Source organism: Devosia sp. LC5 (assembly GCF_000735585.1).
Classification (GTDB): Bacteria; Pseudomonadota; Alphaproteobacteria; order Rhizobiales; family Devosiaceae; genus Devosia.
The window spans coordinates 43103-58605 of sequence record NZ_JNNO01000005.1; the positions used below are offsets into that span (position 1 = coordinate 43103).

The following is a 15503-nucleotide window of genomic DNA, read 5'->3' on the forward strand; positions in this document are numbered from 1 at the left end:
CTTTTTATGCTAATGCGATGGAAGTGTTGAGGGAACCCGGCTGCGATAGCGGCGTTTAGCATGAACAGGTTTGCCCCTGTGACCTCCAACGACGTCATGTCGAGACCCCGGCCCCTATGCACAGGACCGGGGTCATTTTTTGTCGGGCAGTGGCAGGAAATCGTCGGGACGCGTCAGGCAAGCGGCGTAGAAGTCCGCCAGACGTGGGTCGAGGGACTCGGCAAGCGTGCTGCAGTGTGCAATTTCGGCATGACCCGGCAATTGTTTCGCCAGTGATTCCAAAAGATTGGCATGCGCAGCCTCCAGCGCGACAAATGCCGGATCGGCAGCCAGCGTCTCGTCGCCCAAGAGAAGATGGACCGGCTCACGCTCGCTCATGCCCCTGAGGGCCAAGGCGCCGGTCGGCAGGCAGGCGAGTTCGGGCGCGGCGGCGCGGGTTTGGGCTGATATCAGGATGTCGTAGCCCACGATCCGGCAAGCGCTTTCGAGGCGGCTGGCGACGTTGACGGTGTCGCCGACACACGAATAATTGAAACGGCTTTCAAGCCCCATATTGCCGACCAGTGCAGGGCCGGTGGCAATGCCGATACCGATGGCGATGGGTTCGCTCGCGCCCGCATTGAGGCGCTGCAGTGCAGCTCGCATGGCGAGGGCCGCCCGGCAGGCATGGAGCGGGTGCCGGTCGAGCGTGGCGGGGGCATTCCAGAAGGCCATCACCGCGTCGCCCATGAATTTGTCGATCGTGCCATGCTGGCCGATGATCGCGGCACCCAGGGCCGCAAAGAGCCGGTTTAGGATGGCGACCAGTTCGGTGGGCGCGGTGCGCTCGCTGAGGGCTGAGAAATTGCGCACGTCAGAGAACATCACACTCATCTCGCGCAGATCGCCGCCCAGCTTGAGGAGGCTCGCGTCGCGATCGAGGCGATCGAGCAGCGTCGGCTCGACATAATGGGCGAAGGCCTGCCGGACACGGCGCTTGTCGGCGTCGGTCACCGCGAACTGGAAAAACGCCATGGCGGCATAGGTGAGTACGGCGCCGAACAGCGCAAAGCTGGGGTCGACCAGCAATCCATATTGGCTGAAGGCAAACCAGCTGCCCGCCACCGATAGAGCCGCGACCATTAGCGAGAACGCCAGCCCCACCATGGGTCCGCTCGACAGCAGCACCAGAACAATGGCCAGCCCGCTCACCGCCAGGACGACGATTTCGAGGCCTGCGACCCAATCGGCGCGATTGAGGAAGGTGCCAGTCAGAATCTGTTCGAGCGCCTGCGCATGGATGGAGACGCCCGCCACCGCCTCCCCCAAGGCGCTGGCGCGAATATCGAGCAATCCGCTGGCCGAGGCGCCGACAAAGACAATGTGGCCGGCAATGCGCGATGCAAGTGTGGCGTAGCCATCCGCAAGCAGATCGGCGGCTGGAATATAGATCGATGGCTCAAGGCGCCGGTAATAAAGCCACAGATCGCCCGTTGGGCCGGTGGGCACGGAATAGTCGCCGACACGCAGGCTATCGACCATGCCGGCGCTGTCGCCCAAGATCACCAATGTCGGCGCCCCCTGCGCCACGCGTAGAGCTTCCACCGCCAGCGTGGGTATTGGCGCGGTGCCGTTGGACCATAGCAGCGGCAGGCGGCGCGCCACCCCTGCCCCGGTTGTATCGAGGCTGGCGACGCCCAGACCCTTGGCCGCTTGCTCCAAGAGGGACAATGGCGAGGCTGCACCGCCCAAGACCGGCAGAGCGTCCAGCGGGTCCGTCCCGGTCAGCGCAAATCCCGATTTGGGCGATGGCAGCGCGGCCAGGCTCTTCTCGCTGCGCGTGAGGCTCAAGATGCTTGGCCCGGCCGCGAGCGCGGTGGCGAATTCGGCATCGTAGTCGGCACCAATCGACAGGATCGAGGATGGCGAAAGGCGGTCCGGTTCGGGAAACAGCACGTCGAAGGCGATCGCCGCCGCGCCCAGCTCGGTCAGGCGGTTGGCTATGGTCGCCATGGTGCGTCGCGACCACGGCCATTGCCCGATCCGGGCCAGCGAGGTTTCATCGATGTCGATGATCCGCACCGGCAGATCGGCCGGCACCGGCCGCGGCCGCAATTGCTGGAAAGTGTCGAAGGCGGTCTCGCGCGCCACCTGGACGGGATAGGGATCGCTGGCGCGCAATGCCACCAGCAGGCCGACGATGACGGCGCCGAAGACCAGAGCCGACAGCCGCCGTTTCCACATGGGCTAGTTGATACGCCTGCGGTTTTGCGTCCGCACCGTCACCGGTGCGCCCGGGCGGGTGCGCACATCGCGCCGGAAATCGCTAGGCGAAGTGCCCGCGATCTTGCGGAAGGACTTATTGAAGGCGCTGAGCGAGCCGAAGCCGCTATCCATCGCCACCTGCAGCACATTGGCCTCTTCCTGCATCAGCAGGGCCTGCGCGTAGCTCAGCCGCATCAGGTTCACATAGTCGTTCAGCGTCATGCCCGTGGTCTTCTTGAACACGTTCATCGCGTATTTCGGGTGAACATTGGCCGAGGCGGCGATATCGGAGGAATCGATGTCCTCACGAAAATTGTCGGCGATAAAATCGCAGATGCGCACCACGATGGGCGAGGAATGGTGATCCAGCCCCTCCACCGCATTGGCGATATCGGCGCGGCCAGGCAGCAGCGAATAGGCGTCGAACCGCACCCGCTCGATCCGCAGCAGCAATTCGTCGACAGCCATGCCGGCCTTCATCGGATCGCCGGAGCGCGCATAATCGTTCCAGCGGGCAAAGTTGAGCGTGTCGGAGGCGTCGGTGGCCTGGGTGATCAGCGTTGCGCCCTGCATCAGCTTGGATTGCACATCCTGGGGCAGCCGCAGGCGGAAGAAATGTACCAGCGGCAGATGGCCGCCGGCGTAGACGACATCGTCGGCCGCGTCATCCAGCTGATGCGGCAGCCCGCCCCAGAAGAGAGCCATGTCCCCTTCGCTGAACCGCACGTCATGGCCGCTCATCCTATAATGGACCCAGCCGCGCACGATGTAATTGACCTCAACCTGCGCATGCCAATGGGGCGCCCGCATCACCGGCGGCGCCGCATGAAACATCGACAGCACGGTGGGCAGCCGCTCCACCCCGTTGGCGTCCGGCACATAATACACCCTTTCGGTCATCTTACTTTCCGCCAACTCCGCATGCCTTTTCGCATGGACGTATTGCACCAGAGGCATAGCTTAGGAAGGGCTCAAGCTAAGAGCAAATGAAAAGGGAGGACTTACATGATCCGCATTACTTCGCGGTGGCGCAATACGCTTGCTGTTGCGCTGACCGGCGTGAGCCTGTTTAGCGTCGCTGCTGCTTCGGCAGCCGAAATCACCGTCTGGTGCTGGGACCCCAACTTCAACGGCGCGACGATGGAAGAGGCATTCTCGCGCTACAAGGCCATCCATCCCGACGATACGATCAAGGTCGAAATCTTCGAAAAGGCAGCGATGGAGCAGAAGCTGCAGGCGCAGCTCGCGTCCGGCGCCACCGATGGCCTGCCCGATATCGTGCTGATCGAAGACTATCGCGCGCAGAAATATCTGCAGTCGTTCCCCAGCTCCTTCGAGCCGCTGACCAGCCATGTCGATTACTCGACCTTTGCCCCCTACAAGGTAGAACTGGCGACCCTCAACGGGCAGACCTATTCCATCCCCTTCGATTCCGGCGTCACGGGCTATTTCTACCGTTCCGACCTGCTGGCTGAAGCCGGCATCACCCCGGACCAACTCAATGACATTACCTGGGACCAGCTGATCGAGATCGGCAAGACCGTCAAGGAAAAGACCGGGCTGCCGCTGCTGCCGATCGATCCGACTTCGTCCGACTGGATCCGCATCATGCTGCAATCGGCCGGCAGCTGGTATTTTGATGCTGATGGCAATGTGACCATCAAGGACAATCCGGTCTTCAAGGCCGCCGTCGAAACCTATCAGCGCCTGATGACCGCTGGCATTACCACGCCGGTTTCGGGCTGGACGGAATATACCGGTTCGTTCACCTCGGGTAAGACCCCCTCCACCTTCTCGGGTGTGTGGATGACCGCCACGATCAAGGCCAATGCCGATCAGTCCGGCAAGTGGGGCGTTGCCCCCTCCCCGCGCCTCGATGGCGTTGAAGGCGCCGGCAATGCGTCCAATCTGGGCGGCTCGAGCTGGTATGTCCTCTCCTCTGCGCCGGAAAAAGAAAAGGCCATCGATTTCCTGACCTCGATCTGGGCCAAGGATGTCGATTTCTACCAGAAGATCCTGGTCAACCAGGGTGCTCTCGGCACCTATCTGCCCGCCCGCGAAGGCGAAGCCTTCAAGGCCAGCGACGAGTTCTTTGGCGGCGAGCCCGTGTGGCAGAACTTCTCCACCTGGCTGGCCGCGATCCCGGCGGTCAATTACGGCATCTTCACCGAAGAAGCCGACACCGCCACGGTTGCGCAGATTCCGGCGATTACCAGCGGCGGCAACGTCGATGAAATCATCGCCGCCATCGATGCCCAGGTTCGTCAACAGATCCAATGATACCGCATCCCGGAGACGGCCTAGCCGTCTCCGGTCCTCCCGCGGCCTCGCGCTCTGCGCGGGGTCGTTGGCTCGATGTGGAAAAAAGGGGATATAATGGCGCAATCCGCATTGGCGCGCAGCGAACGGATAAACGGCTGGCTTTTTGTAATGCCGGCACTCGTTCTGCTCGGCATTTTCATGGTCTATCCGATCCTGTGGTCCCTCTGGATGAGTTTCCAGGTTGGCCGCGGGATGAATTTCAGCTTTGGCGGCACCGCCAACATCATGCGACTGACGCAGGATCCGGTTTTCCTGCGCGCGCTCAGCAATACGATGCTGTTCCTGGCCATGCAGGTACCGATCATGCTGGTGCTGGCGTTGTTTTTTGCCAATGCGCTCAATGACAGCAAACTCTGGGGTCGGGGCTTTTTCCGCACCGCGATTTTCCTGCCCTGCGTGACCTCTCTGGTTGCCTATTCGGTGATCTTCAAATCAATCTTTGCGATTGACGGCATTGCCAACCAGACGCTGCTGGTGCTCCACCTCATCGAGAACCCGATCAACTGGCTGTCCGACCCGTTCTGGGCCCGCGTCGTGGTCATCACCGCCATTACCTGGCGCTGGACCGGCTACAACATGATCTTCTATCTCGCGGCCATGCAGAACATCGACCGCTCGATCTATGAAGCGGCCCGCATCGACGGCGTTCCCGCCTGGGCGCGCTTCTGGTTCATCACCGTGCCGCTGCTCAAGCCGGTGATTCTGTTCACCTCGGTCATCTCGACCATCGGCACGCTGCAATTGTTCGACGAGGTCAATCTGTTGACGCAGGGCGGACCATCAGATGCCACGCTGACCCTGTCGCTCTATATCTACAATCTGAGCTTCAGATTCATGCCCAGCTTCGGCTACGCGGCAACCGTCAGCTACGTCATCGTCATCCTGGTGGGCATTCTCAGCCTCATCCAGTTTATCGTGGCCAAGGACCGCCGCGCATGAGCAATCCAATCGCCCTTATCGGTCGCGCCGGCACCTATCTTCTGCTGTCGCTCGCGGCTTTCGTGTCGATCTTCCCGTTTTTCTGGATGGTTGTCGGCGCCAGCAATACCTCAGCCGACATCATTCGCGGCAAGGGTACGCCCGGCGGCGCGCTGTGGGATAATATCGTCAAGTTCGTCAACTCGTTCGACATGGTGCGGGTGCTGTTCAACTCGTTCTTGCTGGCCGGTTTGGGAACCGTGCTGACCCTGCTGGTCGCCTCTATGGCCGGCTACGGTTTCGAGATGTTCCGCTCGCGCTTCCGCGAAAAGGTCTTTGGCGGACTGTTGCTGATGCTGTCCATCCCGTTCGCGGCCTTGATGATCCCGCTGTTCATGCTGATGGCGCAGCTCAAGATCATCAACACCTACCAGGCCGTACTGCTGCCCAGCATCGCCTCGATCTTCATCATCTTCTACTTCCGACAGGCGACCAAGGCATTCCCGAGCGAATTGCGCGATGCCGCCAAAATCGACGGGCTCAAGGAGTGGCAGATCTTCCTTTATGTCTACATGCCGGTGATGCGCTCCACCTATGCAGCGGCGACCATCATCGTCTTCATGGCAAACTGGAACAGCTATCTGTGGCCGCTCATCGTGCTGCAGACCAATGAGATGAAAACGCTCACCCTGGCGGTGGCGACGCTGGCTGCCGGCTATACGCCCGATTTCGGCGTCATCATGGTCGGCGCGATCGCGGCCACGCTCCCCACCCTCATCATTTTCTTCCTGCTCCAGCGCCGCTTCGTCGAAGGCATGCTGGGCGCGGTCAAATAAGGTTCAGTCCATGAGCAGTTTGAAACTTAGGGCAGTGCGCAAGTCCTACGGCAATGTCGAAGTCATCAAGGGCGTTAACCTCGACATCAAGGACAAGGAGTTCGTCGTTTTCGTCGGGCCGTCCGGCTGCGGAAAATCGACATTGCTGCGCATGATTGCCGGGCTCGAGCCGATCACCGGGGGAGACCTCGAGATCGGCGGCCAGCGGATGAACGATGTCGATCCCAGCAAGCGCGGCATCGCCATGGTGTTCCAGTCCTATGCGCTTTATCCGCATATGACGGTGCGCGAAAATATGGGCTTTGCGCTGCGCTTTGCCCGTGTGCCCAAGGAGCAGATCGCCAAACAGGTGAACGCTGCGGCGCGCATTCTGGCGCTCGATCCGCTGCTCGATCGTTATCCCAAGGAGCTTTCGGGCGGCCAGCGCCAGCGCGTCGCCATCGGCCGGGCTATCGTGCGGCAGCCGGAAGTGTTCCTGTTCGACGAGCCGCTGTCCAATCTCGATGCCGAACTGCGCGTGCATATGCGCATCGAGATTGCCCGGCTGCACAAGGAATTGCAGACCACCATCATCTATGTGACCCATGATCAGGTCGAGGCCATGACCCTGGCGCAAACCATCGTGGTGCTGCGCGACGGCATTATCGAGCAGGTCGGCCGGCCGCTCGATCTCTATGACGATCCGGCAAATCAGTTCGTGGCCGGTTTCATCGGCTCGCCCAAGATGAACTTCATGGCGACCAGCGTCGTCGCCTCGGGCAAAGGCTCGGTTACGCTGGAGCTGACCCACCAGGGCAAGACTGCGATCACCCTGCCGCTGACCGGCCCCCTGCCCGCCATTGGCGACAAGGTCACCCTGGGCGTGCGGCCGGAGCATTTCGAGCTGGCGGGAAGCGGCATCGCCGATATCGCGCTCGATATCGACGTGGCCGAGCATCTGGGCGCGACCAGCTATATCTATGCCAATACGGCCAGTGGCGAGCAGATCATCGTCGAGCGCGAGGAATCGCGCCACGAGCTGGAGCAGAGCGGCCTGTCCGTCGCCATTCCGGCCACCAAAGCCTACCTCTTCGACGCCGCGGGCCAGCGCCTGCGCTAAATCCATTCCGTCCGGGAGCATGCCCCCGGAACCAGAAAGCCGTTTCAACAAGGACTATTATCATGTCGACCGATCAGAAAATCCGCTGGGGCATTATCGGGCCGGGCAGCATTGCCAAGGCCTTCCAGGGCGGTGTTGCCGGCTCCAAGCACGGCGTTCTGGCCGCCATTGCGACCCGCGACCCCAATAAGCCGAACCTCGCCACCGACTTCCCCGGCGCCAGAATCGTGCATGGCTATGATGCCCTGCTGGCCGATCCCGAGATCGACGCCGTCTATATCGCCGTGCCCCATACCGGCCACGCCGAATGGGCCATCAAGGCGGCCGGAGCGGGCAAGCATGTGCTGGTGGAAAAGCCCTTCGCGCTCTCGGCCTTCGAGATCGACGCGGTATTCCACGCCCACCGCAAGGCCGGCACGTTTGCCGGCGAAGCCTTCATGTATCGCCTGCATCCGCAGACGGCCAAGCTGGGCGAACTCATCGCCTCCGGCGTCATCGGCGAAGTCCGCATGATCCAGTCGAGCTTCGGCTTCTCCATGGGCAAGTTCCAGCCCCAGCACCGCCTGTTCGCTTCCGACCTCGCCGGTGGCGGTATTCTCGATGTGGGCGGCTATCCCGTCTCCATGTCCCGCTTCATCGCTGGCGCGGCTTTGGGCAAGCCCTTTGCCGATCCGATCAAGGTTTCGGGCACGGCCAAGCTCAATGCCGAAGGCACCGATGACTGGGCCGCCGCCGTGCTCACCTTCGAGAATGGCATCGTCGCCCAGGTTTCCTGCGCCGTGATGGTCAACCTGGATAACGTACTGCGCATTCACGGCTCGGAGGGCCGGATCGAAGTGCCGGACTTCTGGTTTGCCGGCGGCAATCGCGACAAGGGCGAAGGCCAGATCGACATCATCAAGAAGGATGGCAGCCGCGAGACCGTCAGCGTCGGCGAACAGGGCCATGTCTATTCCTTCGAGGCCGATGCCGCTGCCGAAGCGATCTTCGCCAAGCGCCAGGAACTCGCCGCGCCGGGCATGAGCTGGGCCGACAGCCTGGGCAATGCCCGCGTGCTGGACAAGTGGCGGGCCGATGCCGGGATCGAATATTCGGTCGAAAAGCCCGCCAAGCGCGTTAATACCCTCGCCAATCGTCCGCTGGGCGCCAATAGCGGCGTCATTCCCAAGCGCGCGATCCCCGGCCTCGACAAGCAGGCTTCGGCCGTGGCGCTGGGCTTTGAAGATTTCAAGAGCTTCGCCTCGGGCGCCATCCTGCTCGACGCCTTCTGGGAAAAGGGCGGCAATCTGTTCGACACCGCCTATATCTATGGCGGCGGCTATACCGAAAAGCTGTTCGGCGAATGGCAGAAGCGCAGCGGCGTGCGTGAACAAGCCGTGCTGATCGGCAAGGGCGCGCATTCCCCGCTCGTCTATCCCGATGTCATCGCCAAGCAGCTGACCCAGTCGCTAGATCGCCTCCAGACCGATTATGTCGACGTCTATTTCATGCACCGCGACAATCTCGACGTGCCGGTGGGCGAATTCGTCGATGCTATGGATGCCGAGGTCAAGGCCGGGCGCATCCGGGGCCCCTATGGCGGCTCGAACTGGACCAAGGAGCGCATGGACCAGGCCATCGATTATGCCAAGGCCAATGGCAAGACACCGCCCAAGGCGCTGTCCAACAACTTTGCCCTGGCCGAAATGCTCGACCCGATCTGGGCCGGCTGCGTTACCGCATCCACACCCGATTTCAAGCAATGGCTGATCGACCGCCAAGTCACCAATTTCTCCTGGTCGAGCCAAGCCCGCGGCTTCTTCACCGACCTGGCCGGACGGGACAAGCGCGACAATGAAGAGCTGGTCCGCGTCTGGTACAATGAGCAGAATTTCGGCCGCCGAGACCGGGCCATTGAACTGGGCAAGCAGCTCGGCCATTCGCCGATCCACGTGGCCCTGGCCTATGTGCTGGCCCAGCCCTTCCCCAGCGTGCCCCTGATCGGGCCGCGTCGTCTGGTCGAGCTCGATGACAGCCTCAAGGCGTTCGACATCAAGCTGACGGCTGACCAGGTGAAGTGGTTGGAAAACGGCTAGGGGGTTGGGAGGGGTTCCTCCAGACTCCTCCTAGCAATGCTTAGCCTGCGACCTCTCCCACCCACTGCATCTCCCTCGGGCTTGACCCGAGGGCCACTCGCCGCTCGCGCCGGGTTGAGAAAGGCCCTCGGGTCAAGCCCGAGGGAGACGCGGTGGTTGATTGCGCAATGTGCGCACACCCGCCCCATCCCATCCAAGCCTTTCTCCGCGCAAAACTTTTCCGCACTGTTCAGTCAGCGCGTCCAGTATCATGCGTGTGTCTTCTTGCGCGCGTTAATCCCCTGCCCTATCTTCATCGTTGCGAGACGATGGTTCTCGCATTCGTTCTCAGGGCGGGGTGTAATTCCCCACCGGCGGTAAGGGGGAGACCTCAAGCCCGCGAGCGCCCCACCTCATGTTGGGGGTCAGCAGATCCGGTGTGATTCCGGAGCCGACGGTCATAGTCCGGATGAAAGAGAACGGGACAAACGCTGCTTGCCGGCGTCTGTGCCTTTTTGGCCGGGCGCTTGCTGCTGCGCCGCCTCCCGTAACCCTGAGGAAACTGGTTACGGAAAGGACTTTAGATGAGCCAGGTTTCCTCTTCGCGCAATGCCCCGGTGCTCGGGGCGCTGTTCATGCTCGGCGCGGGCATTACCTTCGCCATTTCCAATATTCTGACCCCGATCATCACCTGGCAGATGGGCGTGCCGTCTACAGCCGTGGTGTTCTGGCAATATGTCATTGCCACCATTATCGCCCTGCCCCTGATCTTCCGTATCGGGCTGGGTGCGCTCAAAACCCGTCATCCCGGCTGGCACGAGGCCCGCGCCTTCCTCTCGGCGCTTGGCGTGCAATTCTTCGCCTTCGGTTTTGCCAGCGGCGTGCCCGTCTGGCAGATGGTGGCGCTGTCGATGACCGGCCCCTTCTTCATCATCACCGGCGCCACCCTGTTCCTGGGCGAAAAGCTCACCCTGCGGCGGCTGGGCGCCACCACGATCGGCTTCTTCGGCGCCTTGATGGTCACCCAAATCGGCTCCGAACAGTTCACCCTCGCCTCGCTCCTGCCGATCCTGGCGGCGGCGTGCTGGGGCACGGTTTCGGTCATCACCAAATATCTCAGCCGCGACGAGGCTCCCGAGTCACTCACCCTCTACATGCTGGTGCTGATCACGCCGAACCACTTCCTGATCGGCCTGTTGCTGGGGATTGCCGTTGCCGTACTGCCAACTGGCGTGCTGCCGGCGAGCCTGGCCACCGGGTTCGATTTCGTCTTGCCGGGCGGCGATGCCCTCTGGCTGATCGTTCTGCTCGGCGTGGTCACCGCCGGCGCACAGTACTTTTTCAGCCTCGCCTACAAGGCGGCCGACGCCACCTATCTGCAGCCCTTTGACGATCTGAAACTACCGCTCAATACGCTGCTGGGCTGGATCGTCCTGTCGCAAGTGCCCGCCATCTGGTTCTGGCCCGGCGCCGTGCTGATCCTGGGGGCGTCGACGTTTATATTGTGGAGCGAGACGGAAAAGGGCCGGACGCTGAGCGTGGCATAGCGCTTTACCGCCGCAGACTAGTTCTGCGGCGGTCCTGTTTTGGAGACCTCATGGTGAGCCTGTCGAACCACGAGGTCGAGCGAGTGGAGGCATGAGTGCCACGACCTCGTCCTTCGACAAGCTCAGGATGAGGTCTACTGCATCAAACCTCCACCCAGCGCTGCTCCTGATGGCTCTGCGCCATGGCATGCACCGTCCGCTCGATCACCAGCCCCTTGGCAAAGTCGATCACCCGGGCCGGTTCCCCCGCAATGGCATTGAGCAATTCGTGGCACTCGATGATCTTGAGGTCATTAAACCCCAGCCCATGCCCCGGCGCCGGAATGAACCGGTCATAGGGCGCATGCTGCGGTGCGGTCAGGATGGTCCGATAGCCCCGCTCGGTGCCCGGCCCTTCGGTGGTATAGAGCTGCAACTCGTTCATTCGCTCCTGATCATAGACAATCGAGCCCTTGGACCCGAATATCTGCAGCGCAATGCGGCCCTTGCGACCCCAGGCCGAGCGGTTGAGCGCCATGACGCCGCTGATCCCGCTGCCCACCTCAAACAGCACGCTGGCAATATCGAAGGTTTCCACGGCCCGCGCCGTGCCTTCCTTGGTGGGCCGCGTTGGATATGGCCTGGCCAGATGCGCGAAGACCCGCGTCACCGAGCCGAACAGCACCTGCAACAGGCTGAGCGGATGCACGCCGAAATCGTCCAGCGCGCCATAGCCGGAGCTGGCCTCGCTTTTCCAATAGAACAGCGCCTCCGGATCCGCCATGAAGTCCTCGTCCATTTCCAGCCGGACGTGATTCACACTGCCGATGGCCCCCTGCTCCAGCAGCGTTCCGATATGGCGCACCAGCGGGTTCTGGATGTAATTGTAGCCCAGCACCGCGACCTTGCCCGATGCCTTGGCCACAGCTTCCATGCGCTCGGCATCGGCCAGCGTCACCGCCATCGGCTTTTCGCACCACACATGCTTGCCCGCCTCGAGCGCCGCGATCGCCATTTCGGCGTGGAAGGCATTGGGCGTGGTGACTGAAACGACATCCACCTCCGGGTCCGCGATCACTTCGCGCCAATCGCCGGTCGCCCTGGCAAAGCCGAACTCGTCCGCCTTGGCCCGCGCGATCGCAGCGTTCACCTCGGCCAGGTGCACTAGGCGCGGCTGTACTCCGCTGCCAAACACCGGCTTGACGCTGTTCCAGGCCAATGCGTGGCACTTGCCCATATAGCCGGTGCCGATCAGCCCGACGCCAATTGATGATTTCATTCCGTCCTCCACTCCACTCGAAATGGATATGCCATTTGTTCTATTTTCGGAATAGGCTTTCTAATAGCACTTGATTGGTGGGGCGGATTGGGGATTATGGGGGGTAAAAAGGGGGACGGGATGGCCGAGAAGATGCAGCCACCAGGTGATTTTGACGCGCTGCGGGGGGCCATTCTCGAGCGCAAGGGCGAGTTGCCGAAGCGGCTGACGCAGGTGGCAGCCTATGCGCTGGACCATCCCGACGAGATCGCCTTCGGCACCGCCGCCAGCATTGCGGAATCCGCCGAGGTGCAGCCATCAACGCTGGTGCGCTTTGCCCAGCATTTCGGTTTTGAGGGATTTTCCGGGCTGCAATTGCTGTTCCGGGCCCGGCTGCGCGAGCGCACATCATCCTATGAAGACCGGCTGCGCACGCTGGAGCAGAATGGCGCGGCTTTGGCCGAGAGCACCACGATTTTCAACGGCTTTGCCGCGGCCGCACACCGCTCGGTCGATGCGCTAACGGCCGCGGTGGACCCCGACGCCTTCGAGCGGACCGTGACTTTACTGGCCAATGCCGAGACGATTTATCTCATCGCCAAGCGCCGTTCCTACCCGATCAGCAGTTATATGGCCTATGCCTTTGGCAAGCTGAAGGTGAAGTATCAATTGGTTGGCACGGCAGCCGGCATCGACGACGACATGCTCGCCATGGCGACGCCGCGCGACGCCGCCTTTGCCATCAGCTTTTCGCCCTATGCCTCTGAAAGCGCCACCCAGGCGCGGGCGATGGCGGCGCGGGGTATTCCCGTCGTGTCGCTGACCGATTCGGCGTTCTCGCCGCTGGCCGAGTGCTCGCGCGAATGGTTTGAAGTAGTGGAAGCCGACCATGCCGGGTTCCGCTCGCTATCGGCCAGCATGGCCTTTGCCATGGCGCTCACCGTGTCCATCGCCGAGAAGCGGCGGCGGGGCTGATGTCACAGCTTTGCCGTGGTGAAGGTGCATTCTAGCGTTTGGAATGAACATTCCATATTGACGAACTGGCGGAACCCATGTTTCATATTCGCAGGCGCAAAACAGGCGCAGGAATAGCAAGCGACCGGCGCAAGCCGGTGGGAGGACCGGATCGATGAATGCGCAGCCAGGCCACGGGAGCCAGACGCTCGACGTCATCACGATCGGCCGCGCCTCGGTCGACCTCTACGGCCAGCAAATCGGCACGAAACTTGAAGATATTGGCAGCTTTGCCAAATCCGTCGGCGGCTGTCCGGCCAATATCGCCATCGGCACGGCACGGCTGGGGCTCAAATCCGCGCTGATCACCCGCGTCGGCAATGAGCAGATGGGCCGTTTCATCCGCGAGCAGCTGGTGCGCGAGGGCGTCGACACTGCCGGGATCGCCACCGACAAGGACCGCCTGACCGCGCTGGTGCTGCTGTCGGTCGAGGCCGAAGGCGTCTCCCCCATGATTTTCTATCGCACCGATTGCGCCGATATGGCCCTGTCGGAGGACGATATCGATGAGGCCCATATCGCCTCCGCCCGCGCCATCGTCGTCACAGGCACCCATTTCTCGCGGCCCAATAGCGAAGCGGCGCAGAAAAAGGCGATCCGCTTTGCCAAGGCGCATGGCGGCAAAGTGGTCTTCGATATCGATTATCGCCCCAATCTATGGGGTCTTGCCGGGCATGAGGCGGGGTTCGAGCGCTATGTCGCGTCCGATCATGTGTCGCAGAAATACCAGTCCGTGCTGCCCGATTGCGATCTCGTGGTCGGCACCGAAGAAGAAGTGCTGATCGCCTCGGGCGAGGCCGATCTGCCTTCGGCGCTGAAAACCATTCGTTCGCTGACCGCGGCGACCATCGTGCTCAAGCGCGGCGCCATGGGCTGCATCGTCTATGACGGCGCCATTCCCGACGATCTGGAAGACGGCATTGTCGGCGCGGGTTTCCCCATCGAGGTCTATAATGTGCTGGGCGCCGGCGACGCCTTCATGTCGGGCTTTTTGCGCGGCTGGCTCAAGGGCGAAGACCTCAAGACATCGGCGACCTGGGCCAATGCCTGCGGCGCTTTCGCGGTATCCCGCCTGATGTGTTCGCCGGAATATCCGAGCTGGACCGAGCTTGAGAGCTTCCTCACCAAGGGCAGCCCCAAGCGCGCCTTGCGCAATGACGACAATCTCAACCATATCCACTGGGCCACCAATCGCCGCCGGCAATGGCCCAGGCTGATGGCGCTGGCGATCGACCATCGTAGCCAGCTCGAAGACATGCCTGGCGCGGGGGAAGAGTCCATCGCCGCATTCAAGGTGCTCGCCGTGGAGGCCGCTGCCCGCGTCGCCAATGGGCGTCCGGGTTTTGGCATGCTGCTCGATGACAAGCATGGCCGCAAGGCGCTGTTCGCCGCCGAAGCCAATGGTTTCTGGCTGGCCCGCCCGGTCGAATTGCCCGGCTCGCGCCCGCTGCGCTTTGAATTTTCGCAGGATCTTGGCTCGCGCCTGCTCGATTGGCCGGTCGAGCATTGCCTCAAGGTGCTATGCTTCTTCCACCCCGACGATCCCGCCGCGCTCAAGGCCGAACAGATCGACAAGCTGCAGGCCGCCCATGATGCCGCCCGCAGAATTGGCCGCGATATCCTGATCGAGGTCATCGCCAGCAAGCATGGCGCGCTCAAAACCGACACTACCGCTCGCGCGCTGACCGAGCTTTACGATGCGGGCCTCAAGCCCGATTGGTGGAAGCTCGAGCCGCAGGCCGACCGCGCTGCCTGGGCGGCGGTCGATGCAGTGATCGAAGCGCGCGATCCATTCTGCCGCGGCGTGGTGCTGCTGGGGCTCGAAGCCCCGCAGGCAGCGCTCGAGGCTGGATTTGCGGCGGCGCATGCCTCGCGCACGGTCAAGGGTTTTGCCGTGGGCCGCACGATTTTTGCCGAGGCCGCCAGGAAATGGCTGCTGGGGGAAATCACCGACGAAGAGGCCGTGTCCGACATGGCGCGTCGCTTCGGCGCGCTGGTCGAGATTTGGGAGCGGCTGGGAGAGACCAAGGCTGCGTGAGTTTTAGGCCGTCCACGGACCACCGCTCTTCCCACGGTGTCATCCCCGCGAAAGCGGGGACCTCCGTTTGGGATGGCGAGAAAACAGTGGTTCCCGCTTTCGCGGGAATGACATCGTGAATGGGAATGGATTTGAGTGGGCTAGAGGAGCATCTCAAAACGGTCCGCATAAACTGAGACCTCATGGTGAGCTTG

11 protein-coding genes and 1 riboswitch are annotated in these 15503 nt (G+C 62.1%); of the genes, 8 read left to right on the forward strand and 3 right to left on the reverse strand.

Going from position 1 to position 15503, the window contains the following annotated elements; genetic code table 11:
* Positions 1–132: 132 nt before the first annotated feature.
* Both FF80_RS03735 and FF80_RS03740 read right to left on the reverse strand, forming a co-directional pair.
* Positions 133–2223 carry an adenylate/guanylate cyclase domain-containing protein gene (locus FF80_RS03735; RefSeq protein WP_035097636.1) on the reverse strand — a complete coding sequence of 697 codons (2091 nt, stop codon included), beginning with the start codon at positions 2221–2223 and terminating at the stop codon, positions 133–135.
* A 3-nt stretch (positions 2224–2226) separates the two neighbouring features.
* Positions 2227–3144: a helix-turn-helix domain-containing protein gene (locus FF80_RS03740; protein WP_052153141.1), complete on the reverse strand. Its 918-nt coding sequence runs from the start codon at positions 3142–3144 to the stop codon at positions 2227–2229.
* Between the two features lie 105 nt (positions 3145–3249).
* Between FF80_RS03740 and FF80_RS03745 the strand changes: the two genes are divergently transcribed.
* The 6 genes from FF80_RS03745 (at position 3250) to FF80_RS03770 (ending at position 11020) form a co-directional block, all read left to right on the forward strand.
* Positions 3250–4524, forward strand: a complete 1275-nt coding sequence (locus FF80_RS03745) for an extracellular solute-binding protein (protein WP_052153142.1) — start codon at positions 3250–3252, stop codon at positions 4522–4524.
* A 96-nt stretch (positions 4525–4620) separates the two neighbouring features.
* Positions 4621–5505: a sugar ABC transporter permease gene (locus tag FF80_RS03750; RefSeq protein ID WP_035097638.1), complete on the forward strand. Its 885-nt coding sequence runs from the start codon at positions 4621–4623 to the stop codon at positions 5503–5505.
* Positions 5502–6320 (forward strand): carbohydrate ABC transporter permease, encoded by an 819-nt coding sequence (locus FF80_RS03755; protein ID WP_035097640.1) that lies wholly within the window; start codon positions 5502–5504, stop codon positions 6318–6320. The genes FF80_RS03750 and FF80_RS03755 overlap by 4 nt, the downstream gene beginning before the upstream one ends.
* Positions 6321–6330: 10 nt before the next feature.
* On the forward strand, positions 6331–7419 hold the full coding sequence (ugpC, locus tag FF80_RS03760; RefSeq protein WP_035097642.1) for a sn-glycerol-3-phosphate ABC transporter ATP-binding protein UgpC: 1089 nt from the start codon (positions 6331–6333) through the stop codon (positions 7417–7419).
* Between the two features lie 62 nt (positions 7420–7481).
* Positions 7482–9494 (forward strand): aldo/keto reductase, encoded by a 2013-nt coding sequence (locus FF80_RS03765; protein WP_035097644.1) that lies wholly within the window; start codon positions 7482–7484, stop codon positions 9492–9494.
* A 319-nt stretch (positions 9495–9813) separates the two neighbouring features.
* A riboswitch (FMN riboswitch) is annotated at positions 9814–9958 on the forward strand.
* Positions 9959–10057: 99 nt separating this feature from the next.
* Positions 10058–11020, forward strand: coding sequence for a DMT family transporter (locus FF80_RS03770; RefSeq protein ID WP_035097646.1), 963 nt, complete (start codon positions 10058–10060; stop codon positions 11018–11020).
* 142 nt (positions 11021–11162) lie between these two features.
* On the opposite strand, the gene FF80_RS03775 is transcribed toward FF80_RS03770, so the two are convergent.
* Positions 11163–12278, reverse strand: a complete 1116-nt coding sequence (locus FF80_RS03775; RefSeq protein WP_035097648.1) for a Gfo/Idh/MocA family oxidoreductase — start codon at positions 12276–12278, stop codon at positions 11163–11165.
* 120 nt (positions 12279–12398) lie between these two features.
* On the opposite strand from FF80_RS03775, the gene FF80_RS03780 reads away from it, so the two are divergent.
* Together FF80_RS03780 and iolC are read left to right on the forward strand one after the other, a co-directional pair.
* On the forward strand, positions 12399–13232 hold the full coding sequence (locus tag FF80_RS03780; RefSeq protein ID WP_035097649.1) for a MurR/RpiR family transcriptional regulator: 834 nt from the start codon (positions 12399–12401) through the stop codon (positions 13230–13232).
* Positions 13233–13386: 154 nt separating this feature from the next.
* On the forward strand, positions 13387–15309 hold the full coding sequence (gene iolC, locus FF80_RS03785; protein ID WP_035097651.1) for a 5-dehydro-2-deoxygluconokinase: 1923 nt from the start codon (positions 13387–13389) through the stop codon (positions 15307–15309).
* The last annotated feature ends 194 nt before the right edge of the window (positions 15310–15503 follow it).